The following is a 23999-nucleotide window of genomic DNA, read 5'->3' on the forward strand; positions in this document are numbered from 1 at the left end:
TACTCACCCGTCCGCCGCTAGCTCAGTTACCGAAGCAACCTCGCCCGCTCGACTTGCATGTGTTAAGCCTGCCGCCAGCGTTCAATCTGAGCCATGATCAAACTCTTCAGTTAAAATCATTTTGAAGCTTTAATCTAAACTTCCAAATCTGGCTCATCAATTTTCTGACTTAAATTTCGCTCAAATAAACTTCGAGTAATTTAAACCAATCAATCAATGAAATATGTTCGATCAATCAATCAGTAAAAATCCACACAAGTTGTTCTTCATAATCTCTTAATGATCTTCTCGATGCTTCGTCAGCATCAAGCTAGGTCGGCTATATTACGCTTTATTTCTAAAGTGTCAACAGGTAATTTAAATTATTTTAAACTTTCTTTCTAAAACCCAACTCAATCATTTTCAATCAAGTCATTGTTTTATCAGAAGTTTTAATCCGCATCACCGCCGATGGATGTGCATTATAGGTGAAATATTTCGCCTTGCAACACTTTTTGCAAAAGAAATATATCGGGTGTTTATTTTATAAACCCAAAAATACATAAACCATTGTTTTATATTGTAAATTTATTTTAAGAAAAATCCTCTTAATTCTTTAAAACCCAGCCATGAAACGTAACTCAATGTTTTATATGTAATTATTTTTATGCAAAAGCAAAAAGCAGAGCCGAAGCCCTGCTTTTGGTTTAAATAAAGTTCAAATTAGAACTTCATACTAATACGCGCCCAATAGTTACGACCAATATTGTTAAATTGCTCATTTGCAGCAAAACCCAAACCTGCATTACCCATTTTGTTTAAATGCTCGGTATAAGTTTTATCTAGTACGTTATCAATGCCCACAGACACATCAACACTTTTATTTAGGTTATAGCTGCCGTTTAAAGATAGTATGCCAAAACCACTACTCTCTTTCACATCATAACCTACGATATTACCTTCACGTTCACTGATACGACTTTGACCATCTACTACACGTAATAATGCACCTAAAGTATATTTATCCTGAACATAGCGCAGGTTTAAACGTCCTTCCAAAGGTGAAATTTGTGGTAACGGCGTATTGTTTGTGGTGTTTTCACCCCACGCATACATAGCACTCACATCTGCCTGTAAGGCATCAGTAAATTGATAACCTATACCAACTTCTGCACCTGCAATCGTTGCATCCACATTTCGAGTATGCGCCTCTAAAGGATTTTCTTTACTCTGAGGCTTTTTTTCATCTCTCAGTTTGTAATTCGTCAAAATATAATCATTAATTAAACCTGCATAAGCCGATGCCCAAGAGCTGAATGCACCATGTTCATGTTGATAGCCAAAGTCCAATTGAAGGGTTTTTTCAGTATTAATGTGATTAAACGTATTTTTATTTCCGTTACCCGACAGAGGACTAAACAATTCCCAATAATCAGGCATACGCTCTACATAACCCAAACCGACATAAGTTTTAGCATCATGGTGTGGATGTTGATTTTCCAAACGAATAAAACCACTTGGCAAGGTTTCTTTACGTTGTTGAGCCGTTTGTACTGCGTCTACTTCGATCTGATCAACACGTATACCTGTAACCAACTTATTATGATCATTCAGTTCATAACTCAGCTCACCAAAACCACCATAGGATTGAAATTCCATATCGGTTGTTACAGGGAAATTCATTTTCGGCATTGTGGCTGAATACATGCCTTTACCATGCTTATTCTGTTGACTATCAATACCTGTAATAAACTGCAATTTATCCCACTCATGTGTCACCGCCATACGCGCATTTAAAGTACGGCGAGTCACATTCATGGCAGATTTAGCTTCCACAAGTTCTTTAGTCATGTGGTGTTCTGCCATTCCCACTTTACGCAGACTATAATTGTCCATCACATGATCATTAAAACTATAGCTCACCTGTGCTTCAATTTTCTTAATCACATCGGTGATATTTTTCTTTTCTACACGTAAACCCAAACTTTCGCGGTCAAATTCAGAACCATCCATCATGCGGCCTGCATAAACCACTTCGGCATCACCACGACCACCTGTCAGCTCAAGCCAAGTATTTTCATCGGGTGTCCAACCTAAAGCCACATCGGCATTCCAACGCTCCCAATCTGAAGGAACAGTTGTACCATTGCCATCTTTATAGCTGTCTGCCACAGAACGGTTGGCGTTTAAACGAATGTATTTCTGCGCATCGCCCGCTGCTGCTTCAATATTATGATCCAAACGACCAAATGAACCCATCAAAACACTGGCTTGTCCACGATAGTTTTGACCTTCACCAAATTGTTCAGGCTTACGCTCAAACAACACCGTTGCTGCCGAACCCGTGTTGGCATATTGCACCGTTTGCGGGCCTTTAATCACGGTAATTTCATCAAAACTTTCTGGTGAAATATAAGAGGTTGGCGAGTCCATACGGCTAGGACATGCGCCCAAGTTTTCAGAACCATCGGTTAAAATTTTAATACGCGAACCAAACATGCCACGGAAGGTCACATCACCATTGGTACCCGCGCCACTGTTCACTGCACTAAAACCGACAATGCTTTGTAAATAATCTGCACCATCTGTAGCAGGAATAGGCTGAATGGGTTGTTTAGGATTGGCACGTACCACCAGACCATTGGCATCATTGCCCTGTTGTGCGGTTGCAACAATAGGCGCAAGGCTATGCGTATTTGCAGACAGCATACTTTGATCGGCAAACGCACTTGCTGAATAGCAGGCAACACAAACTGCAGCCGCAATGGGCTGTAATAAAAATTTAGGCTGAGCCATTTTATTTCTCACTTCAAAACATAAATACAGTTAGGGTCAAAGCAGACCCGAAAAACATTGAATTTATGCAAAGTGAGGTGGAGCACGTCCTTGCGGAAGTAAAAAGAGTTGCTGAAGTGCAAACCAAACATGTTGAAAGCGTTTTTGGAAAGCCAAAAGACGCACCTGAATGCGATCAAGTACTTCTTTAAGCTCTAATTCAGGTGGCAAGACCAAGTTGCCATAGACCGTACAATACTGACATTGATGTGAAGCATCGTGATGATGATGTCCATGCTGTGCAGTCAGTTGTTGATCATCAGCTTGCGATGTAGATGAATGTGCAGCATGCGAAGAATTTGTATGCACGGCGTGGGCTTGTGGCAACAAAAGTGCACGCGTGATGGTTTCACAGACTGGCGCAACTTGATATTGCTCAGGCAGCAAAGGCTGTAAAAAAACAGCAATCTGTAAAAAAACTGCGATAAATGAAAGCAGTAAACCACTACGCAACAACAAAAACATCTATCCTGAATTTGTGTGGCACAAGTATAACAAAGCCCAATCGAAATTGGGCTGATTTTTAGGCTTTGGTCTAAACTTGCGCGTCTAGTCTTCTTGATTGTTCTACGTCTTAACGCTTGACCGCGACTTTTTCTTTCTGACGCTGGCGCACTACTTTTTCGACTTTTTCACGGGCACGCTGACGCTTGAGCGGCGATAAATAATCGACAAATAATTTGCCATTTAAGTGATCCATTTCATGTTGGATACAAACAGCGAGAAGTTCATCCGCTTCTAGCGCAAAGGATTGGCCCTCAAGGTTAATCGCTTCAATTTTTACACGTGACGGACGCTCAACTTTGTCGTATATTTGAGGCACTGACAAACACCCTTCTTCATACGGTTGGGTCTCTTCAGTCAATGCGATAACTTTGGGGTTAATGAAGACCATGGGTTGATCTTTATTTTCAGATAAATCCATGACAATCAGCTGAATATGATGATCGACCTGCGTTGCAGCCAGACCAATTCCGGGTGCGGCATACATCGTTTCAAACATATCTGCAGCAAGCTGACGAATCTCGTCGGTGACTTCTTCGACGGGTTTGGCAATGGTACGCAAACGGGGATCCGGGAAACTTAAAATAGGTAATAAGGCCATGGGACATCCTCACTTATGCCATTGATCAAAAAACCGAATGAAGGAATGCTTCATCAAAAAAATGTGTGTAAGATCGTTATTATAACGCAACTACATACATAATTTTAGGAATTATGATAATGAAAAAGGTTTTGACAGACACATCCTCTTTTCGTGTCTTGGGGTTTAAAAAGCAAGTTTTAGCACTCGCAGTATGTCTCACAGTGGGACTTGGTGCGATCAGTGTGGCTGAAGCAGCACCTGCACGAAACATCAATCCGCCTGCCTTAAAAGCCAGCGCACCAAATGTGTATGTGGTAAAAAAAGGCGATACCTTATGGGATATTTCCAAAAAATTCCTGAACAATCCATTACGTTGGCCTGAAATTTGGGCAAGTAACCGTCACGTAAAAAATCCACACTGGATTTTCCCAGGTGACCGTTTGTTGATGTGTACCTACGAAGGTCGCCCTATTATTGGTAAAGATGAAGGCGATGGCTGTGAAGGCATTATTCGTCGTTATGCAGGCAAGAGCACCAATTTACAGCCGCAAATTCGCGTGGAGTCTTTAAATAATACCATTCCTGTGATTCCACTTGACTACATCAAACACTGGTTAGAGCGCAGCAGCATTATTGCCGCAGATGCGTTACAAGGCACACCATATATTTTAGGTACTTCTGATCAACGTGTTTTAGCTGCTAAAGGTCAAAGTGTGTATGCACGTGGTGCAGGTCTGGAAGTAGGTCAACGCTACGGTGTATATCGTGAAGGCGAACCGTACATGCTGACCGATGCCAATGGTCAAAAATTCAATGCAGGCATTGAACTCACTCAAGTTGCTGCAGGTATTGCAGTACGTGGTGAAAATGACATCACCACACTTGAATTGACCGATACCTACAATGCCGAAGTGCGTCGTGGTGATCGCGTCTTACCAATTTATGACCCAATGCTGCCAACCTTGTTCTACCCAACGCATGCTGAAAATGTCAGCACAGGTGGTCAAGTGCTACGTGTGATGGGTTCGATTGGTACTGCAGCAAAACACAGTGTTGTGGCAATTGATCGCGGTACATTACATGGCGTGCAATCTGGTCATGTGTTTAGCGTAGCGCAAAAAGGCGAAGTGGTCACCGACCCGAAAACCAAAGAACGTGTTCAGCTTCCAGGCGAACGTATTGGCAATATCATGGTCTTCAAGAGCTTTGACCACATTAGCTATGCCTATGTTTTAGACAGTGAATTACCAATTAAAGTCGGTGCGAGCTTACAAGCACCACGAATGGACGACTAAAACGGTTTAAGATGGTGATGTTGAATTCATTCAGCCCACAGCAAATCAACTACATTTTGTTGTGGTATTTGGTTCAACATTCACTGTCTAGTTTTTCCAAACTCGTACAACATTATGGTTCCGTGGCTGCCGCAGTGCAGCCCGAACACCTCCTCACATGGTCAGATGTGCGCATTCATGCCAACCATCTACAACGCGCCAAAGAATATCTCAGCCCAACAGGGCAACTCGCCTTTGAACAATGTCTGAATCAACTGCAACAGCAGTGCGATTTTATTCTAACTTTGGACGATGCGGACTATCCCAATCAGTTACGACCCTATTCCAACAAGCCACCCATTTTATTTGGGCAAGGCAATGCACAGGCTTTGTTGCAAGCGCAAATTGCGATTGTCGGCAGTCGCAAAGCCAGCCCGCATGGTCGGCAAGTGGCTTATGATTTTGCTTATTATTTAAGTGAACAAGGGTTCTTTATCAATAGTGGTTTGGCACAAGGTATTGATGAAGCCGCACATCAAGGTGCTTTGCAACATCAACGTACCATTGCAGTCATGGGCACAGGTTTGGACAGCACTTATCCAAGTGCACATCACAGCCTGCGCCAAAAAATTGTAGAATCTGGTGGTGCCGTGATTACGGAGTTTTTACCACAGACTAAGCCCTTACAGCAACATTTTCCACGACGTAACCGTATTGTCAGTGGACTAAGTTTAGGCGTGATTGTTGCTGAAGCCAGTTTAAATAGTGGCTCGCTGATTACTGCGAAACTGGCAGCAGAGCAAGGCAAATTAATTTTTGCCATTCCAGGACATATTTACAGTGAATTTCATCAAGGTTGCCACCAATTGATTCGTGAAGGTGCAATTTTAGTGGATCATCCTGAACAAGTGATTGAAGATTTAGCCCTACCCACCCAATGGCAATATCAACAAAACCAAATAGCATCAAGCCAAAATCAGACTACAGCAGCTTCAACAAAAGCAAAATTATCTACACCACCGACTGAAGCAATACTTCAAACCACCACAACAAAAACAGCAGATACAAGTACACCGCATATTCCCGAGCATTTATTGGCACTGTATCAACAACTGGATTGGGTCGGACAAAGCATCGATCACTTGGCACAGCAACTGAATTTAGATATTGCCACACTCACCAGCGCATTAATGGAACTGGAACTCATGGGCTTCTGTTTACAACAATCAGGTTTATATCTGCGTTGTCGTCCACTCAAATAAGGTTCACAATAAGCGCCTATTTCACGTTTCTGTTTAGGTAAAACTCCCATGATTACAACTTCTGTCACCGAAGCCGCTGCATGTCTACAACAAGGACAGGTACTGGCCTATCCTACAGAGGCAGTGTGGGGTCTAGGTTGTGATCCTTATAATCAACAGGCATTTTTGGAAATTTTACGTCTAAAACAGCGTCCGATTGAAAAAGGTGTGATTTTACTGGCAGGACATCTATCACAAGTGGAGCATTTACTGCAGGATTTAAACCCCGAAATGCGAGACCGCGTGATTGCATCATGGACGAATACTCATCCCACAGATCGAGCGACCACATGGCTATTACCCAGCACATCTGCTATTCCAGAGTGGATTACAGGTCAACACCCCAAAGTGGCGGTGCGCGTAACCAATCATCCTTTATGTATGGCGTTATGCCATGCCTTTGATGGCTTTATTGTATCGACTAGTGCCAATCCTGCGGGACTTGTCCCTGCACACTCTTTGCAAGAGACAACGCAATATTTTCAACAACAATTGCACTACTTAAATGGTGATTTGGGTTTAAGTCAGCAACCTAGCCGTATTTTAGATGCAGAGAGTGGGGCAGTGATTCGCGCCTAGCTTTAGACAAATTTTAGTTGACATCCTCCCCGACCTAAAGGACGGAGATTCCTACTGCTAGACGCTCATGTCCGAGCGCAAGAATATTCAGTGCGGAATTTACATCCCGATCATGGAGCGTACCGCACTCCACACACTGCCATTCTCTTATTCCAAGTCCTGCTCTACCTTCCGGACTACTGGAGCGTGAGCCACAGCACGAACAAATTTGGGTGGTATAGGCTTCATTGACTTCTTCATAACATACCCCTGCGTTCTCGCATTTATACTTGAGCATGGTTCTTAGTGTTGTCCAACTGGCATCTAGCACTGATTTAGCCAATCTGGTTTGTGCTAATGCTTTGGCATTCACATTGCCAACGAAGATGGCTGCATGTTCATTCACCAGTTTTCGGCTGAATTGATGCAGCATGTTTTGTCTTACATTTTTAATCTTGGCATGGATGGCTTTGACACGTTTCTTATTTTTTGCACGTTGAGCAATACCAAGTTTTTGTTCATATTGCCGATAGATTTGAGGTGCTTTAAGTTTTACGCCATCTGAACAAGTCGCTAAATCTTTTAAACCTAAATCTATGCCAATTGAGGTTTTAGCGTTGTTTTTTCTATTTTGACTGCATCAACTACAAGACAAACATACCAACGTCCACGACTATCTTCTACGAATGTGCCTGTTTTGATATTGTATTGACTTAATCCGTAACTATCCCATAGTTTAAATTGATGCTTGCCATATTCAACATAGCCATCAGCATATTTGATTGCAACCTTTTTAAACGGTATCCAACCCAGTGAACGTATAGCTGATTTTTTATTACTGACATGCCATTTTAGTTTTGCTTTTTTGAACTGCTTGCGTCTTGTGACCAATTCTTCTGTCACTGCCTGAATAGTTTGACTGTGCAAGTTGCATTCTTTCGATGTGCCTTTCGTGTATTTTGCAAGGTCGTATGCTGAAAAGAATTGTTGTTTACGTTGTAGATGCTTAAAACACAAATCATTGACATAATTCCAGACAAAATTTACTTCGGATGCTAACTGATTTAGCACCTTGCAATGTTTGTCTTTTATGCGTAATTTGAGTGTCTTCATCCAATTATTTTAACAGTATTTTTCTTAATAGTGACTATAGTACAAGTATTTAAAACGACATTTCGTGTCGTTCATATGGTTTACTCCAGTCGCTTATATCCTCGTGCTGAACCACGAGGTTTTACGCTCCAGTGGATAAAAAAAAGCTCAACCATATAGGGATGGTTGAGCATAAAAAGGATGTGTATAAAAGCACATCCAGAGGGTTTGAAAATCTTGCTGCAAATGATATTTCACTGATTATTGAATACTGTGGATCATTTTCAGTACGTGAATTATGGAGTAATTTAGTCGACTATACAAATAGATTTTTCCTATTAATCCAAGACAAATATTCAATGAAAGATTCATCTTTTTTTCTTAACAATTTAAATTATCTTACTATTTTTACAATTATTTTAGAAAAATTAAAAAAACTGTCATAACTCATAACACTCAATACTGTATAAATTTTGAATAAAAGGCATTTTAAATACACCTTTATGTGATCAAAAAAACACCAATTAAACTCAACTTTTTGCTTGAATGTGTACGCGTGCTTTCATTTGTGCCAACACAATACCCGTTAAAATAATCAATCCACCGATACTGTGATAACTCCCCCACACTTCTGCCAACCAAAAATATGCAATGATAGCCGTGAAAACAGGCATCAAATTCATAAAAATACTGGTGCGATTTGGCCCTAAATATTGAACGGCCAACATCCATACCAAAGGTGCAATAATTGAAGGAAATATACCTGCATACAGTACACTTAAACCATTTTGGCTATTTAAATGATCCAAGCCGAACCACAAAATAAATGGCAGATGGTAAAGTAAGGCGAATATAATTTGCACATAAAGACTCAGCATGAGCGGCAATTTTAAATTCCATTTCTTTAAAAACACCCCATAAAAGGCGTAAAAAAATACCGCCAAAACCATGAGCATATCGCCCGCATGTCCTGTCAGCTGACTGAGTTGACGCAAATCTCCTTGTGCAATCACATACAACAAACCCGAAAATGAAATAATGCAGCCCAAAACCGCAAATCGTGTCGGAATGTCTTTTAAGATCAGCAATGAAACCAAAACCGTAAACATGGGAATAAACGCATTAATAATGCCCATATTGGTTGCAGTGGTGTAATTGGCTGCGGTATAGCTTAGACCTTGATACAGCACCAAACCAAAAGCACTAAGCACTGCCAACTGTTTCAAATGTGGACGAATCAACTCACGCTGCTGCCAAACTTTGGGCAATATCCACGGGGTTAAAATCAGAAAAGCAATCAACCAGCGATAAAAACTGATACTGACGGGTGAAATATACTCCGCCACATACCTCGTTACTGCAATATTTAAAGACCAAATCAATACCGCAATCAATGGCAATAAAATTGCCCAAAATACGCCTTTATCTGACCGTATCATGTATTCATCATCCTTGTTGTACCAAACAGCATACCTGCTGTGAAACCCTTTTCTATAACTGACTTGTGATGCAAAGTGCTAAAAACCCAGTGTCTATTTATGGCACTTTTCGCTCGATTTATCCATCAATAAAATAAAATGCAGATACGAATTACATTTTTCTGCGCAATATCACGGCTATGCGGGATTCCATCAGTGTCGTAAATTTCTTTGCTATAAAACTTGCTGTACCCAAAAATTACAGTTACAACAGCAGCGGTAAAATACAGATTCTAGGAAGCAACTATGCGCACTTCAGTTTATGACATTGCAGTAAAAACCAATCAGGGTACGGAAACCACATTAAATCAATATGCAGGAAAAGTGTTGTTGATCGTGAACGTGGCATCAAAATGTGGCTTAACCCCGCAATACGAAGGCTTACAGCAACTCTACGCAGCAAAACAGGCACAAGGCTTAGAAATTTTAGCCTTTCCATCGAATGATTTCTTGGCACAAGAACCGGGCAGCGATACAGAAATTCAGGAATTTTGCTCACTGAATTATCAGGTGAGTTTTCCATTGTTTGCTAAAATTCCAGTCGTGGGTGCAGAAAAACATCCTCTCTACACGGCTTTAACGCAAGCAATTCCTGAACGTATTGGTGAAGGCCCATGGTGGAAAGATTTGGTTGATTACGGCTTAACCCCAAATGAACCACCTGAAGTATTGTGGAACTTTGAAAAGTTTTTGGTGAATAAACAAGGTGAAGTGGTGGCGCGTTTTGCCCCAGATTTAACCGCAGATGACCCGCGCATTGTAGAAGCGATTGTGGCTGAATTGGCTAAATAATTTTTTATTCAGCAAGTTAAAGAGTTCTTTCATAAATTCTCTTTAAATCAATAATTCAGCTCCCTCATCCTCTTGCGGAATATATTCCTCATCCTGAGCCATATATGGCGCAAGAGAAGGGACTATCAATATCAATTCGACGCATTACTTATGATCATTTTTCTTTTATGAAAGAAGTGTAATTCATAGGAGTTTCTTTAAAACTCCTATTTTTTTTGATTTAGACAAAAAAATTAAGATTTGTTATTGCTTTGCAACAATCTGTTTTTTATTCATATTTTCGTTTTATATTCATTCTCAATGAGTACCAAAAATCACATGAATATGAAAAATGTATCTTCGAAGACACTACTTCCGTTTGCACTATTGAGTTCTGCCTTGCTACTCAGCGCCTGTGATCAAATGAACACGCCGCAAACGCAAACAACTAATCAAGATGATTCCAGCGCATCATCCAACAGCAATACAAACCCAACCAACGCTCCATTAAGCAGTGGCAATATGTTCTATATTGTGCGCGATGTGGCTGATCTACAGCTCAAAGCAGGTCAATATGTCGAACAACTGAATCAAACCAAGTCTGAATTGCAAACCGCTGTAGATGCGCAAGATCCACAACAATTACAAATTGCAGCGACTCAAATACAACAGCAGTTACAAGGCTTCAATCAAACACTAAGCAGCCTAGACTTAAAAACACAGGAAATTGATACCATCCGTCAAAACTTATTGGCTGCCAATCAGCAAGTTTTGGCTTCACCATTTTTAAATGGACAAATCGATTTAAGCAAAGTGGACTTTAAAAAACTGGAACAGCAAATGGGGAGTATTCAAGCTGAAATGCTAAAGCTGGCGGGGATGATTTTACAGGGCGAATCGAATCAACCTACTGATACCACCAATATGGCATCCTAAGCAAAGATAAGACTTCAATTATAAACAGTATAAAAAAAGCCACTCTTTCGAGTGGCTTCTTTCAATCTTAAACCGACAATTAAAGTGCGCGGTTTTTGATTTTGCGGATGGTTTCCAACTGTGCAGCAGTTTCTGCCAAAGCAGCCAAAGCAGCAGCAGAGTCCAAATCGCTCTTTTGATTTGCCAACAATTGTTCAGCGTGTTTACGCGCTTCAATAATTGCCGCTTCATCTAAGTTTTCTGCACGAACTGCAGTATCTGCAAGAATCGTAACAACATGCGGTTGAACTTCTAGAACGCCACCAGATACATAGATTAATTCTTCTGTACCATTTTCCAGCAGAACGCGGATTGCACCCGGCTGAAGCAAAGTTACCAGTGGTGCGTGACCCGGCATAATACCGAGTTCACCGCCAGCACCTTTTGCAATTAGCATAGTCACAGTGCCAGAGTACAAAGACTCTTTTACACTTACAACATCACATTGCATAGTCGCCATGAGAATCTCCTAAATTAGAGCTGCTAATTAAAGTTTCTCGGCTTTAGCAATCACTTCGTCAATACCACCAACCATATAGAACGCTTGTTCTGGGATATGATCGTATTCACCAGCTAGAAGACCTTTAAAGCCACGAATTGTATCTTTAAGCGGTACAAGTTTACCAGGCGCGCCAGTAAATACTTCAGCTACGTGGAACGGTTGAGAGAAGAAACGTTGGATCTTACGTGCACGGTATACAGTAAGTTTGTCTTCTTCTGACAATTCGTCCATACCAAGAATTGCGATAATGTCTTTCAATTCTTTATAACGTTGAAGAACGTTTTGAACTGAACGAGCAATTTCGTAATGCTCAGTACCAACAACTAATGGATCTAACTGACGTGAAGTTGAGTCTAGTGGATCGATCGCAGGGTAAATACCTTGAGATGCAATATCACGGCTCAATACTACAGTTGCGTCTAAGTGCGCGAACGTTGTAGCAGGTGATGGGTCAGTCAAGTCATCGGCAGGTACGTATACAGCTTGAATAGATGTAATCGAACCAGACTTAGTTGAAGTAATACGTTCTTGAAGAACACCCATCTCTTCTGCAAGTGTAGGCTGATAACCTACTGCAGATGGCATACGACCTAGAAGTGCTGATACTTCAGTACCTGCTAGTGTATAACGGTAGATGTTGTCTACGAACAATAATACGTCACGACCTTTACCGTTCTCATCTTTTTGATCACGGAAGTACTCAGCCATAGTCAAACCAGTTAACGCTACGCGTAAACGGTTACCAGGCGGCTCGTTCATCTGACCGTAGACCATTGCTACTTTGTCAAGAACGTTAGAGTCTTTCATTTCGTGATAGAAGTCGTTACCTTCACGAGTACGCTCACCAACACCAGCGAATACAGATAAACCTGAGTGCGCTTTAGCGATGTTGTTGATCAACTCCATCATATTTACGGTTTTACCAACACCCGCACCACCGAACAGACCAACTTTACCACCTTTCGCGAACGGGCAAAGTAAGTCAATGACTTTAATACCAGTTTCTAAAAGGTCAGTAGAAGCCGCTTGTTCTGCATAAGAAGGCGCTTGACGGTGAATTGGTAAACGCTCTTCAGTTGCAACTGGACCAGCTTCGTCGATAGGGCGACCAAGAACGTCCATGATACGACCAAGTGTCGCTGTACCTACTGGTACAGAGATTGGCGCGTTAGTGTTAGTTACGTTCAAACCACGCTTAAGGCCTTCAGTAGAACCCATTGCAATAGTACGAACTACGCCATCACCAAGTTGTTGCTGAACTTCTAATGTAGTTTCAGTACCGTCAACTTGGAGAGCGTCATAGATCTTAGGAACGCTGTTGCGTTCAAACTCGACGTCGATAACCGCGCCGATGATCTGAATGATACGACCGCCACTCATTGCTGTCTCCTCAATTCAAACTAATAATGTTAAACGGCAGCGGCACCACCAACGATTTCAGAAATTTCCTGAGTAATCGCGGCTTGACGCAGCTTGTTATAAATAAGTTGTAGGCTCTTGATCAGTTCACCTGCGTTATCTGTTGCAGCTTTCATTGCAACCATACGCGCAGACTGTTCACATGCGATGTTTTCAATCACACCTTGATAAACCATAGACTCGATGTAACGAACCAATAAACCATTTAACAGCTCTTCAGCTTCTGGTTCATAGATATAATCCCAACCGTATTGACGGTTAAGAGTCTTGTTTTCTTCAGCAGATGCTAAAGGAACAAGTTGTTCGATTTTCTGATCTTGAGTCATGGCATTGACAAAGCCGTTTGACACGAGGTAAATGCGATCTAACTCGCCTTTATCGTACGCATCTAACATCACTTGCACAGAACCAGATAACTGTTCAAGACTTGGCGCGTCACCTACGTTTGTAGTTGCACCAAGCACTTTACCGCCGTAGTTTTTAAAAAACGAAACCGCTTTTTGACCAATTAAAGCAAACTGAACTTCAATTGACTGCTCTTGTTGTTGCTGTACATGCTTTACAACTTTCTTGAACAAGTTAATGTTCAAGCCACCTGCCAAACCACGATCTGAAGACACGATGATATAACCAACGCGTTTTACAGGGCGTTCAATCATATAACGGTGTTTGTATTCAGGGTTCGCCTGTACCAAATGAGCAATTACACGGTGCATATTTTCGGCATACGGACGGCCTTGAGCCATGCGCTCTTGCGCACGACGCATCTTAGAAGCAGCAACCATTTGCATCGCGCGAGTAATCTTTTGCGTGCTCTTGATACTAGCAACTTTGGCGCGAATTTCTTTTAAATTTGCCATACGCTTAACCTAGTATTCGAAAGCCCTTTCAGGCTTCCGAAGGTTGATTCCGTGAACCAAACCCCTAACTAGCCAATGCTAAATTAGTAAGTTTGAGTCGCTTTAAAGCTTTCAATACCTGCTTTGATTGCAGCTTCGATGTCTTTGTTAAAATCACCAGTTTCATCGATTTGTTGCATTAACGCAGCATGTTCTGAACGGAAGTAAGAGATTAACGCAGCATCAAAGTCTACGATTTTCTTCACTTCTACGTCAGCCATATAGCCTTCGTTAGATGCATAAACTGAAACAGCTTGGTCAGCAATTGAGTATGGCGCATATTGTTTCTGCTTCATTAACTCAGTTACACGTTGACCATGTTCAAGTTGCTTACGAGTTGCTTCGTCAAGGTCAGAAGCGAACTGAGCAAACGCTGCCAATTCACGGTATTGCGCCAAAGCGGTACGGATACCACCAGACAATTTTTTGATGATCTTAGTTTGAGCAGAACCACCAACACGCGATACAGAAATACCCGCGTTCACAGCAGGACGGATACCTGCGTTGAATAATGATGTTTCTAAGAAGATCTGACCATCTGTAATCGAAATTACGTTGGTTGGTACGAATGCAGATACGTCACCTGCTTGAGTTTCAATAATCGGCAATGCAGTTAAAGAACCAGTTTGACCTTTAACTTCACCGTTAGTGAATTTCTCAACATAGTCAGCAGATACACGAGAAGCACGCTCAAGTAGACGCGAGTGTAGATAGAACACGTCACCTGGATACGCTTCACGACCTGGTGGACGACGTAAAAGCAATGAAATTTGACGATACGCAACAGCTTGCTTAGACAAGTCATCATAAATGATAAGCGCGTCTTCACCACGGTCACGGAAGTATTCACCCATTGTACAGCCAGAGTACGGAGCAAGATACAACATTGCTGCTGGATCTGCCGCTGCTGCTGCAACAACAGTTGTATACGCCATAGCGCCAGTTTCTTCTAGCTTGCGTACTACGTTTGCGATAGTCGATTGTTTTTGACCAATTGCTACGTATACACACTTAATGCCAGAGTTTTTCTGAGCGATGATCGCATCGATCGCCATTGCTGTTTTACCAGTTTGACGGTCACCAATGATCAACTCACGTTGACCACGGCCTACAGGGATCATGGTATCAACTGATTTATAACCAGTTTGAACAGGTTGATCCACTGATTGACGCCAAATTACGCCTGGTGCTACTTTTTCTACAGCATCAGTTAATTTTGCATCAATAGGGCCTTTACCATCAATTGGGTTACCCAAAGCATCTACTACACGGCCTAAAAGTTCTGGACCAACCGGAACTTCTAATACACGACCTGTGCAACGTGCTTTTTGACCTTCTTGAAGGCTTAAGTAGTTACCTAAAACAACGACGCCCACTGAATCCTGTTCTAGGTTCAGTGCCATACCAAATAAGCCGCCGTCGAATTCGATCATTTCACCGTACATTGCATCAGCAAGGCCGTGAATGCGCACAATACCGTCGGATACCATAACAATGGTACCTTCGTTTTTAGCGGTCGCGCTGGTGTCCAGATCGCCGATACGCTGTTTAATGAGCGCACTGATCTCGGATGGATTCAGTTGTTGCATTGCGCTATACCTCAATCTTTTATTAGTTCAGTCTTCGCAATTAAGCTAAAAGACGTGTCCGCATTTTTTCAAGCTTGTTAAGCGCAGAATCATCTATCACTTGGTCGCCTGCACGAATAACCACACCCGCAATTAACGCTGGGTTCACTTCTACAGAAACATTTACTGCCGCAGCGAAACGTTTTTCTAACGCTTGAGCAAGAATTTGTTCTTGTACAGAAGTCAATGGGAATGCTGATTCAATCACAACATCCACAGTATTGTTATTCTGTGATTTGAGCTGTTCGTATTCTGCTTGAATTTCAGGAAGCAAAGCCAAACGGTTGTTTTCAGCAAGCAATGTCAAAAAGTTTGACACTGCTGCAGTTTGGTCTTCACCTAAAACTTTGGCAAAAATACTCACCTGCTCAGCAGGCGTAAGCTCAGGGCGATTTAAGTAAGCTGAAAATGCTTCGTCTTGCACCGCAGCACTGAGCAAGTTAAGTGCTGTTGACCAATTGTCAGTTGCACCTTGCTCAGAAGCGTAAGCAAATGCTGCTTTAGCGTATGGGCGTGCCAACGTCAAGAGTTCAGCCATAATCTGCCTCTCTCTTAAAGTTTAGCAGCCAGCTGAGTCAGCATGGCATTGTGAGCTTCTGCGTCAACTTGCTGGCTAAGAATTTTCTCTGCACCAGTTACTGCAAGCGCAGCTACTTGTTGACGTAATTCTTCGCGAGCAGAATTGATTTCTGTATCAACAGCTTCTTTCGCTTGTTGACGAATACGCTCACCTTCAGCAGATGCTTGGGTACGCGCTTCTTCTACCAATTGTGCTGCACGACGATTCGCTTGTTCGATCAATTGAGCCGCTTGTGCTTTAGCTGCATCTAATTCAGCTTTCACTTGAGCTTGCGCATCGGCAAGATCAGCTTTGGCTTTCTCAGCTGCATTTAAGCCGTCAGCAATACGACGCTGACGCTCACTAATCGCATTGATTAGTGGTGGCCATACAAACTTCATGCAGAATGCGACGAAAATCGCAAATGCAATCGCTTGGCCAAACAATGTGAGGTTGATATTCATTGCAAATTCCTCAAATAGTGAATTTCGGAATTAAGCTGATTAACCTACAAATGGATTAGCGAAGATGAAGAACAAGCCAATACCAACACCGATCATAGGCACAGCATCAAGAAGACCTGCGATTAAGAACATACGAGTTTGAAGTTGTGGAGCCAATTCTGGTTGACGAGCAACAGCTTCAAGGAAGCGACCGCCTAAAAGACCAAAACCAATCGCAGTACCTAAAGCACCGAAAGCGATCAAGATAGCAGATGCAATTGCAACTAGACCTAAAGTGAGTTCCATGATAATTCCTCAGAGGTTAGGTTTTATACCAAATTAAGTTAAAAAATTGTGTGCCCAACCGCCCGATGACAGTTAGGCCATACCATTAATGCTTTTCGCTTGCCATGCTCATGTACACGATAGTCAACATCATGAAAATGAATGCTTGTAGCGTAATAATCAAAATGTGGAAAATCGCCCAAGGCACAGACAATGCCCACTGGATCCAGAACGGTAATAACGCGATAAGAATGAAGATTAACTCTCCCGCATACATGTTACCGAACAGTCGTAGAGCCAATGAAACTGGTCGCGCCAAGAAAGTAGTCAATTCCAACAATAAGTTGAATGGAATTAAAAGCACTTTAGCAACTGGATTACTTGGGTTGAATGGGTTAAGTGCCAACTCACCAACGAAGCCGCCAACACCTTTCTCACGAATACTATAGAAAATAATTAAGAAGAATACAGAAATAGACATACCTAAGGTAATGTTTGGATCTGTAGTCGGAACAATTTTAAAGTAAACCTGATGAGGGTCCACACCCAGCATAGATGCAATCGCCTGTTGAGCTACATAAGGAATAAAGTCAACAGGGATTAAATCCATCAAGTTCATGAGGAAAATCCACACGAAAATGGTTAATGCTAAGGGTGCAATTAATCGAGACTTCCCATGGAAGGTATCACGTACACTTGAATCCACAAACTCGATAATCACTTCAATTACTGACTGGAATTTACCAGGCACGCCTGAATTTGCAGCTTTCGCAACAATCCAGAACAATAAACAGAAGATCAGACCAAGTCCGATAGACCAACCCATTGAATCCAAGTGAATAGCAGTGAACCCCATCTGTTGAGCTTCTTCAGCAGACTCAGCCAACTTCCATGAACCGTCTGGCATTTTGCCATAGGTCATATTGGTCAAGTGATGCTTGATATACTCGGTCGAAGTAAGGGCATGTTCTTCAGCAGCCATAAATCACACCTGGTCAATGTAAAAAAACTAATAGAACAAACGAACATCGCGTGCTGCTTGATATCTCGCCTATTCCTGAAAAACTTTTCAATTTTTGCTGCGTTTAGACTCGTTTTTGTAATCGTGACACCCAAAATGGCGCAACCCACGACATGCTTTGAACGAGCATAAAACCACAAAACAATGCCACCGGGGATAACGGCTGTACATTGCTTAAAATTAAAATGAATCCTACGATCACGATTGCAAACTTACCGAGCATTCCTCTATACATGTTCGAAAGAACCTGTCTGGACGCTCGTGCACCTGCTGCTCGAAACGACTGCCATGAAAAATAACAACTTGCCAACCAACAAACACTAGCACCAAGTGCAGCGCTTAAGGCAGCCGTTGAGTCTTTCAAGACCCACGCTATCAGGGCTGAAACTGGAATCATGAATGCTTGTAAGAAGACCAAAGCTTTAGCTAATCGTCGGTCAATCAAGCGACTAGTTCGGCTCATTTTTTATCCACTCACAGCATTAATGCTTGACAAGTTCAACTGATGATCGTTTTTTATCGCAGGCATTATAGAGTTAGCCCCCTGAACATGCAATCGTTTCCCGACCTTAGTCGTGTTTTTTTGCATGTTTGTCTCGGAATTGTCATATTTCAATTTTGCTTAAAAAACGCATCATTTTCGTGCATTTAATACACAAGCCTTGGTTTGCTTGGCTAATTGCTGCCACGCTTGCACAAAATCATCTGCACCGCGCATGCTTTCATCGACCTTTTGAAACACAATTGGATTCAATTTCATATACTGATTTTTACTGGCATGTCCTTCTGCAAGTAGGCACATTTTTGGATTTGGTCGGTGATCGTTCAAATATTTAATTTGTGCGACTGTTGGCGCAATATGCGGATCATTGGTCATCGACCCAGAAAATTCTAAATTTAAGGCACGTTCTAAATATTGATAGGCATCGTGATAAGCCCAATATGGCTGTACTGCTGTTTGAGTCTGAAACTGACTTGCACTTTTGAATAAACTCTGTGCGAAGGAACGTGCGTTGTTCCAATAAGCATCGCGATGTTCAGGCATTTGCTGAGAACGTAACGCGGCAATAAAGAAGCCGATACGCACCGCATTGTTTGGGTCTAGCCAGACATGGCTGTCTACTGTATTTTTTAATGCTGCACCACGTTCTGAACGCTGCGGCAAAGTTTTCATAATGCCCGTATCTAATAAAGCAATCGCTTTAGGATTTTGATGTAATACACGTTCTAGCGGTGCTTCATGCGCCTTACCTAGCCAAATAATTAAATCCGCATCTTGGATGATTTTTCGATGTGCAGGCGTGAGCGATACATCATGCCCTGTTTGATCTGCCAGTAATAACGTGGGTGTTTCGATATTTTGCGTGACTTTTTGGGCAATCAAATAGATAGGATGGGTAGACACCACCAAAGCCTGCGCCATGCTGACAGTACTGCATAACGCTAAAAGACAGAAACTAAATAAACGAAACATTGCGACATATCACGAAAAATCGACAAATGTTATAATATAACAAATTTATAAAAATACCTACGTATAATCGAAACTAATAACGCTTCATGCTAAGATTTACTGTCGTTTTTCTTTTAAAGTTCAACTGGGGTGGCTATGAGCTTATGTTCGCACGAGCATCACAATGCATTACATGGCGTTCACGACCATCACAATGTCGATCAACGTCTTGCCGAAGCTGAAAGTTTATGTGCGGCAACAGGTGCTCGTTTAACACCGCTACGTAAAGAAGTGTTGGAACTCATTCTCAAGGCATCTGCACCAATGGGTGCTTATGATTTATTGGCGAAAATTAAAAGTGAGTCTGATCGTCCTGCAGCACCGCCAACGGTGTACCGTACTTTGGATTTTTTACTGGAAAAAGGACTAATTCACCGTTTGACTTCAATCAATGCATATATTCCTTGCTGTCATCCACGTGAAGGACACCAAGCGGCTTTTTTGATCTGTACTGAATGTAAAGTCGTTAAAGAAGCTTCAGCGCAAGGTTTATTAGAGCAACTCGATCAGTTGGCAGCCTCTGACCGCTTTAGCCCGCATCACAGCATTATTGAGATTTCTGGAAAATGTCAGCAGTGCAACAGCAAATAACCACTGCACCGCTCATCGCCTTGCACAATATTCAGGTGCGAATAGATGAGCGCGATATTTTAAAAAATGTCGATTTTGAATTACATGCACGTGAAATTGTCACGCTAATTGGCCCCAATGGCGCAGGAAAATCGACTCTAATTAAAGTCTTGCTTGGCATTGTCAAACCAAATGCAGGCAAGCTCGTAAATGCTCGCAAATTGACCTTTTCTTATGTGCCGCAAAAGTTTAATCCTTCACACAGCTTGCCTTTAAGAGTGAAAGATTTACTGGCTTTAGAAAAATGCCCAGACGCAATTAAAGCAGAAATTATCCGCGATACTGGCATTGCCAAACTGCAAGATTCAAAAGTACAACAACTGTCTGGTGGTGAGCGGCAACGGGTGCTATTGGCACGCGCCTTATTACGTCAACCTGATGTTTTAGTACTGGATGAGCCGATGCAAGGACTAGATATTCAGTCCGAAGCTGAACTGTATGACTATGTGCGCAACTTACCGAGCAAATATGGCTGTGCGGTGTTGATGGTGTCGCATGATTTGCAATGGGTCATGCAAGGTACGCATCGTGTGGTATGTTTAAATAAACACATTTGCTGTAGCGGTTTGCCCGAAAATGTACAGCAACATCCTGAATACCAAGCTATTTTTGGAACCAATCGGGTGTTTTATCAACATCACCATGAACACTGCGCCCATGGCGATCATGCCGAGCCTTGTCAGCATGATTCACGTCCTCATATTCACCCTGAACCGGAAGCTTAACCCATGATGGATTGGCTACAATTGCTGTTACCTGCATGGATCATGGGCAGTTTATTGGTATTTTTGACCGCCCCACTTGGCTGTTTAATGCTGTGGCGACGCATGTCCTTTTTTGCCGACACGATGGCACATGGTACGTTATTGGGGGTGGCGATTGCAGGGGCGTTGAGTTTGCCTCTGTGGATGGGCGTGACATTCTTGGCATTATTATTGGTGGGTGTTTTGTGGATTTTACATGATCCACGGTTGCCAAATGATGCATTATTGGCGCTCTGCTCTGCAACATTGCTCTGTTCAGGTTTGCTTTTTATTCAGCATATTCCAAGTTTGCGTCCTGAATTGCTGAGCTATTTATTTGGCGATTTACTCACGATTTCATGGGCAGATTTACCTGTATTTGCCCTAGTGATTATTGTTGCTTTAGCGGTGCTGTATAAATTTTGGCAGGCACAAATTCAAATTGCAATTGACCCTGATATTGCGGTCAGTGAAGGCGTGAATGCCCAATGGCAACGCCTGATTTTTATGTTGTTGTTGGCATTATTTACCGTATTGGCTTTACGTGCAGTCGGTTCTTTATTGATGGGCGCATTGTTGGTGATTCCCGCTTTAACCGCACGTTTATTGGCTCACTCGCCTAAACAAATGGTGATTTGGGCATTTATTGTGGCGCAAATTGCAGTCAGCGTAGGTTTATGGTCAAGTGCGGGCTTAAATATTTCGACAGGTTTAAGTATTGTGATGACTATGGCGATCATTTTTGCGGTGATTTTTAGCGTTCAAAAAGTCAGAACCATGGCTTAGTTTTTCGTTAATGAGTATCTATATTTTTGTATTGCAGCAATGAGCATTACGACTAAAAGTGGCAGCATATACACTATCCACAGTGCCATATCACTGTGAATCACTTGCTGTAAAAGACTCAATTGCTGCTGACCTTCTGAAACAGCATTCCAATCTATTGTTTGTAGATAAAACATTGCATGAATGGCAATCAACAACACAGCCGTAATATTAATCAACACCACACTTTGCCACACCGTATGTTTAAAATAAGTTTGCAAGGCGGCAAATACAAAAGAAAAAATCAAATTGATACTCAAATGTGCCATCAAAGCAATTGGCCAAAACACGCGATCTACTGAAAACTGAATTGCTAATCCAATTGCAATTAAAGTTGAAAAACTCAAAAGCAACATGCTAATCTAACAATGTTGCCAATAACGTGCTCGCGGAATACCTTTTATTTTCAACGTATATCTCAATCTATTTTTTTATAATTACAACATACACTTTTGTTTAATTGAAGGCATTACTGATGCACCAAACTCAACAAAAAAGCAGCGCCTGCAAACAATGCAGCAAAAGTACGATTCATGACTTTTTGCTGCTTCGGTGATCTTAACAAACGTAAAACTTTAGCAGCCAAGCCCGTATAGCCCGCCATAACAATCAAATCAATACTAATCATGGTCAACGCCATAATTGCATATTGCGCCCATTGCGGTTTAGATAAATCTAAAAATTGCGGTAAAACTGCCAATAAAAACACAATTGCTTTGGGATTGCTCATATTGACCAGAAAGCCGTACATCACCAATTTTCCAGCAGATTTTCGCGTCAGCTCATGCTGAATTTCAATCGACTGTGCAGGCGCTGCCCATTGCAAATACGCCAGATATAACAAATATGCCACACCAAACCATTTCACAATTAGAAATGCCCAAGGTGTTGTCGCAAATAATACCCCTGCCCCTGCGGCTACAATCGCGATTTGCAATAATAAAGCGAGTTGTAGACCAATCGCATTCCAATACCCATGTCGAAAACCATAATTCAAACCACTCGACATAGATGCTATTGCACCCGCGCCAGGTGAAACACTAATCACCCAACAGGCCAACATAAACGCAATCCAAACTTGATAAGACATATATCGCCGCTTTTCACAAGACAGTGCATTATATGATATTTCACTTAATCTCATGACTAAAAACGTTGAATAAAATCGGGTTCAGGCTATTAAGCCTGCATGCAATCAGGCACAATAAAGTCAACTTTATAGAAAACAACAAATTTTCAGGAGCTATACATGACTGCCCAATCTGTAATTTTGCCACTACCTTCAGATCATGCTCGCTTTCTTGTACTTCGTTTAAAAGACTTAAGCATTACTGAGTTAAAAGAAAAATTGGCTGACTTGTTTAGCACACGGGATCGTTTGATTACCCAACATCCACATGCCCAAATTAAAACTGGCGTTGCTTTTGGCCCTGAACTTTGGGCACAGCTCTATCAGCAATCTCCAGAGGGTTTTAAACAATTACAACCAATTCAAGGTGCGTACCCAATGCCTGTCGTGCCTGCCGATGTGATCATTCACCTCGCCAGTACACGTGCGGATATTTGCTTTGCACTCAGTCAGGCATTCTTTGAGGGGATTCAAGACAAAATTGAGGTCTTGGATGAACGGGTCTGTTTCCGTTATTTTGATGGACGCGACATGACGGGCTTTATTGATGGTACCGAAAATCCACAATTTCCAGATGATCGTGCCGAAGTTGCACTTTTAGGCGAAGATGCAGGCGTGTTTGCCGATGGTTCTTTTATTTTTGCACAGCGCTATTGCCACGATTTAGAAAAATGGAAAAAGCTGAAAGTCGATGCTCAGGAACACGTGATTGGTCGTACCAAACTTGAATCTATTGAGTTGGATGACGAGGTTCAACCTGAGAACTCGCACGTGTCGCGTACTGTGGTTGAAGATGATGCAGGCGATGAGATGGAAATTTTGCGTCACTCGCTGCCTTATGGCGATGGTCAGGGTGATCAAGGCTTATTCTTTATTGCCTACACCAAAGATTTGAGCATTATTGATGCCATGTTAGAGCGTATGTTTGGCACGTCTGGTGATGGCATCCATGACCGTTTACTGCACTTTGTGACTGCTCTAGACGGTGCATATTACTTTGCCCCAAGTGAAGAGTTGTTAGAAGAAGTGATGGAAGGTTGATCAAAGCTATCA

At 42.0% G+C, this 23999-nt stretch carries 26 protein-coding genes, 1 rRNA gene and 1 pseudogene; 10 read left to right on the forward strand and 18 right to left on the reverse strand.

Features of this window, described 5'->3' with window-relative positions:
* The 4 genes from HYG89_RS10125 to def all read right to left on the reverse strand — a co-directional run.
* Nucleotides 1-113 (reverse strand): 16S ribosomal RNA (locus HYG89_RS10125); the annotation flags it as partial.
* 589 nt (nucleotides 114-702) lie between these two features.
* Entirely contained in the window at nucleotides 703-2775 is a 2073-nt protein-coding gene (locus HYG89_RS10130; protein WP_178867356.1) for a TonB-dependent copper receptor, read from the reverse strand.
* Nucleotides 2776-2838: 63 nt separating this feature from the next.
* On the reverse strand, nucleotides 2839-3273 hold the full coding sequence (locus HYG89_RS10135; protein ID WP_026438527.1) for a DUF2946 family protein: 435 nt from the start codon (nucleotides 3271-3273) through the stop codon (nucleotides 2839-2841).
* 115 nt (nucleotides 3274-3388) lie between these two features.
* A complete protein-coding gene (def, locus tag HYG89_RS10140; protein ID WP_178867357.1) occupies nucleotides 3389-3919 on the reverse strand; it encodes a peptide deformylase in 531 nt (176 codons plus the stop codon).
* Nucleotides 3920-4038: 119 nt separating this feature from the next.
* Between def and HYG89_RS10145 the strand changes: the two genes are divergently transcribed.
* The 3 genes from HYG89_RS10145 to HYG89_RS10155 are packed head-to-tail and all read left to right on the forward strand — an operon-like array spanning nucleotide 4039 to nucleotide 7055.
* The gene (locus tag HYG89_RS10145) at nucleotides 4039-5196 is read left to right on the forward strand and encodes a LysM peptidoglycan-binding domain-containing protein (RefSeq protein WP_070155503.1); all 1158 of its coding nucleotides are present in this window, start codon (nucleotides 4039-4041) and stop codon (nucleotides 5194-5196) included.
* A 17-nt stretch (nucleotides 5197-5213) separates the two neighbouring features.
* A complete protein-coding gene (gene dprA, locus HYG89_RS10150) occupies nucleotides 5214-6437 on the forward strand; it encodes a DNA-processing protein DprA (RefSeq protein ID WP_004970117.1) in 1224 nt (407 codons plus the stop codon).
* Between the two features lie 48 nt (nucleotides 6438-6485).
* Nucleotides 6486-7055 carry an L-threonylcarbamoyladenylate synthase gene (locus HYG89_RS10155; protein WP_178867359.1) on the forward strand — a complete coding sequence of 190 codons (570 nt, stop codon included), beginning with the start codon at nucleotides 6486-6488 and terminating at the stop codon, nucleotides 7053-7055.
* Between the two features lie 34 nt (nucleotides 7056-7089).
* Here HYG89_RS10155 and HYG89_RS10160 read toward each other — a convergent pair.
* A pseudogene (locus HYG89_RS10160) lies at nucleotides 7090-8147 on the reverse strand (RNA-guided endonuclease InsQ/TnpB family protein).
* Nucleotides 8148-8278: 131 nt separating this feature from the next.
* On the opposite strand from HYG89_RS10160, the gene HYG89_RS10165 reads away from it, so the two are divergent.
* The gene (locus HYG89_RS10165; protein ID WP_228258776.1) at nucleotides 8279-8572 is read left to right on the forward strand and encodes a hypothetical protein; all 294 of its coding nucleotides are present in this window, start codon (nucleotides 8279-8281) and stop codon (nucleotides 8570-8572) included.
* 84 nt (nucleotides 8573-8656) lie between these two features.
* Here HYG89_RS10165 and HYG89_RS10170 read toward each other — a convergent pair whose 3' ends face one another.
* Nucleotides 8657-9565: a DMT family transporter gene (locus tag HYG89_RS10170; protein WP_096902732.1), complete on the reverse strand. Its 909-nt coding sequence runs from the start codon at nucleotides 9563-9565 to the stop codon at nucleotides 8657-8659.
* A gap of 285 nt (nucleotides 9566-9850) precedes the next feature.
* Here HYG89_RS10170 and HYG89_RS10175 point away from each other — a divergent pair, with 285 nt between their 5' ends.
* Nucleotides 9851-10396: a glutathione peroxidase gene (locus tag HYG89_RS10175; RefSeq protein WP_178867361.1), complete on the forward strand. Its 546-nt coding sequence runs from the start codon at nucleotides 9851-9853 to the stop codon at nucleotides 10394-10396.
* A 324-nt stretch (nucleotides 10397-10720) separates the two neighbouring features.
* Nucleotides 10721-11311, forward strand: coding sequence for a hypothetical protein (locus tag HYG89_RS10180; RefSeq protein WP_178867363.1), 591 nt, complete (start codon nucleotides 10721-10723; stop codon nucleotides 11309-11311).
* A 79-nt stretch (nucleotides 11312-11390) separates the two neighbouring features.
* Here the strand turns inward: HYG89_RS10180 and HYG89_RS10185 are convergent, their stop codons facing one another.
* The 10 genes from HYG89_RS10185 to HYG89_RS10230 form a co-directional block, all read right to left on the reverse strand.
* On the reverse strand, nucleotides 11391-11810 hold the full coding sequence (locus HYG89_RS10185) for a F0F1 ATP synthase subunit epsilon (protein ID WP_004970132.1): 420 nt from the start codon (nucleotides 11808-11810) through the stop codon (nucleotides 11391-11393).
* A gap of 27 nt (nucleotides 11811-11837) precedes the next feature.
* On the reverse strand, nucleotides 11838-13232 hold the full coding sequence (gene atpD / locus HYG89_RS10190) for a F0F1 ATP synthase subunit beta (protein WP_004970134.1): 1395 nt from the start codon (nucleotides 13230-13232) through the stop codon (nucleotides 11838-11840).
* Between the two features lie 29 nt (nucleotides 13233-13261).
* A complete protein-coding gene (atpG, locus tag HYG89_RS10195; protein ID WP_004970136.1) occupies nucleotides 13262-14131 on the reverse strand; it encodes a F0F1 ATP synthase subunit gamma in 870 nt (289 codons plus the stop codon).
* Between the two features lie 83 nt (nucleotides 14132-14214).
* The gene (gene atpA, locus HYG89_RS10200) at nucleotides 14215-15759 is read right to left on the reverse strand and encodes a F0F1 ATP synthase subunit alpha (protein WP_019837172.1); all 1545 of its coding nucleotides are present in this window, start codon (nucleotides 15757-15759) and stop codon (nucleotides 14215-14217) included.
* 40 nt (nucleotides 15760-15799) lie between these two features.
* The gene (locus HYG89_RS10205) at nucleotides 15800-16336 is read right to left on the reverse strand and encodes a F0F1 ATP synthase subunit delta (protein ID WP_004970141.1); all 537 of its coding nucleotides are present in this window, start codon (nucleotides 16334-16336) and stop codon (nucleotides 15800-15802) included.
* Between the two features lie 14 nt (nucleotides 16337-16350).
* Nucleotides 16351-16821 (reverse strand): F0F1 ATP synthase subunit B, encoded by a 471-nt coding sequence (locus tag HYG89_RS10210; RefSeq protein WP_004970142.1) that lies wholly within the window; start codon nucleotides 16819-16821, stop codon nucleotides 16351-16353.
* 39 nt (nucleotides 16822-16860) lie between these two features.
* Nucleotides 16861-17106 (reverse strand): F0F1 ATP synthase subunit C, encoded by a 246-nt coding sequence (gene atpE, locus HYG89_RS10215; protein ID WP_000424060.1) that lies wholly within the window; start codon nucleotides 17104-17106, stop codon nucleotides 16861-16863.
* Between the two features lie 85 nt (nucleotides 17107-17191).
* Nucleotides 17192-18067, reverse strand: a complete 876-nt coding sequence (gene atpB / locus HYG89_RS10220) for a F0F1 ATP synthase subunit A (RefSeq protein WP_004970145.1) — start codon at nucleotides 18065-18067, stop codon at nucleotides 17192-17194.
* Between the two features lie 103 nt (nucleotides 18068-18170).
* Nucleotides 18171-18569 carry an ATP synthase subunit I gene (locus HYG89_RS10225; RefSeq protein ID WP_004970147.1) on the reverse strand — a complete coding sequence of 133 codons (399 nt, stop codon included), beginning with the start codon at nucleotides 18567-18569 and terminating at the stop codon, nucleotides 18171-18173.
* Between the two features lie 171 nt (nucleotides 18570-18740).
* Nucleotides 18741-19580, reverse strand: coding sequence for a metal ABC transporter solute-binding protein, Zn/Mn family (locus tag HYG89_RS10230; protein WP_178867364.1), 840 nt, complete (start codon nucleotides 19578-19580; stop codon nucleotides 18741-18743).
* A 135-nt stretch (nucleotides 19581-19715) separates the two neighbouring features.
* Between HYG89_RS10230 and HYG89_RS10235 the strand changes: the two genes are divergently transcribed.
* Genes HYG89_RS10235 through znuB form a run of 3 tightly spaced genes read left to right on the forward strand, consistent with a single transcriptional unit; the run spans nucleotide 19716 to nucleotide 21778 of the window.
* Nucleotides 19716-20210, forward strand: a complete 495-nt coding sequence (locus HYG89_RS10235; RefSeq protein ID WP_004970151.1) for a transcriptional repressor — start codon at nucleotides 19716-19718, stop codon at nucleotides 20208-20210.
* A complete protein-coding gene (gene znuC, locus HYG89_RS10240; protein WP_131261255.1) occupies nucleotides 20186-20974 on the forward strand; it encodes a zinc ABC transporter ATP-binding protein ZnuC in 789 nt (262 codons plus the stop codon). Before HYG89_RS10235 ends, znuC begins: the two co-directional genes overlap by 25 nt.
* 3 nt (nucleotides 20975-20977) lie before the next feature.
* Entirely contained in the window at nucleotides 20978-21778 is an 801-nt protein-coding gene (znuB, locus tag HYG89_RS10245) for a zinc ABC transporter permease subunit ZnuB (RefSeq protein WP_167845687.1), read from the forward strand.
* Here znuB and HYG89_RS10250 read toward each other — a convergent pair.
* Both HYG89_RS10250 and HYG89_RS10255 read right to left on the reverse strand, forming a co-directional pair.
* Nucleotides 21775-22164 (reverse strand): hypothetical protein, encoded by a 390-nt coding sequence (locus HYG89_RS10250; protein WP_178867365.1) that lies wholly within the window; start codon nucleotides 22162-22164, stop codon nucleotides 21775-21777. The two genes, znuB and HYG89_RS10250, sit on opposite strands and share 4 nt — an antisense overlap.
* A 122-nt stretch (nucleotides 22165-22286) precedes the next feature.
* Complete coding sequence (locus HYG89_RS10255) at nucleotides 22287-22907, reverse strand: LysE family transporter (protein ID WP_167845685.1); 621 nt, start codon at nucleotides 22905-22907, stop codon at nucleotides 22287-22289.
* 159 nt (nucleotides 22908-23066) lie between these two features.
* Between HYG89_RS10255 and HYG89_RS10260 the strand changes: the two genes are divergently transcribed.
* Nucleotides 23067-23987 (forward strand): Dyp-type peroxidase, encoded by a 921-nt coding sequence (locus HYG89_RS10260; protein WP_178867366.1) that lies wholly within the window; start codon nucleotides 23067-23069, stop codon nucleotides 23985-23987.
* The last annotated feature ends 12 nt before the right edge of the window (nucleotides 23988-23999 follow it).

It is taken from the genome of Acinetobacter sp. SwsAc5 (assembly GCF_013391485.1).
Classification (GTDB): domain Bacteria; phylum Pseudomonadota; class Gammaproteobacteria; order Pseudomonadales; family Moraxellaceae; genus Acinetobacter; species Acinetobacter towneri.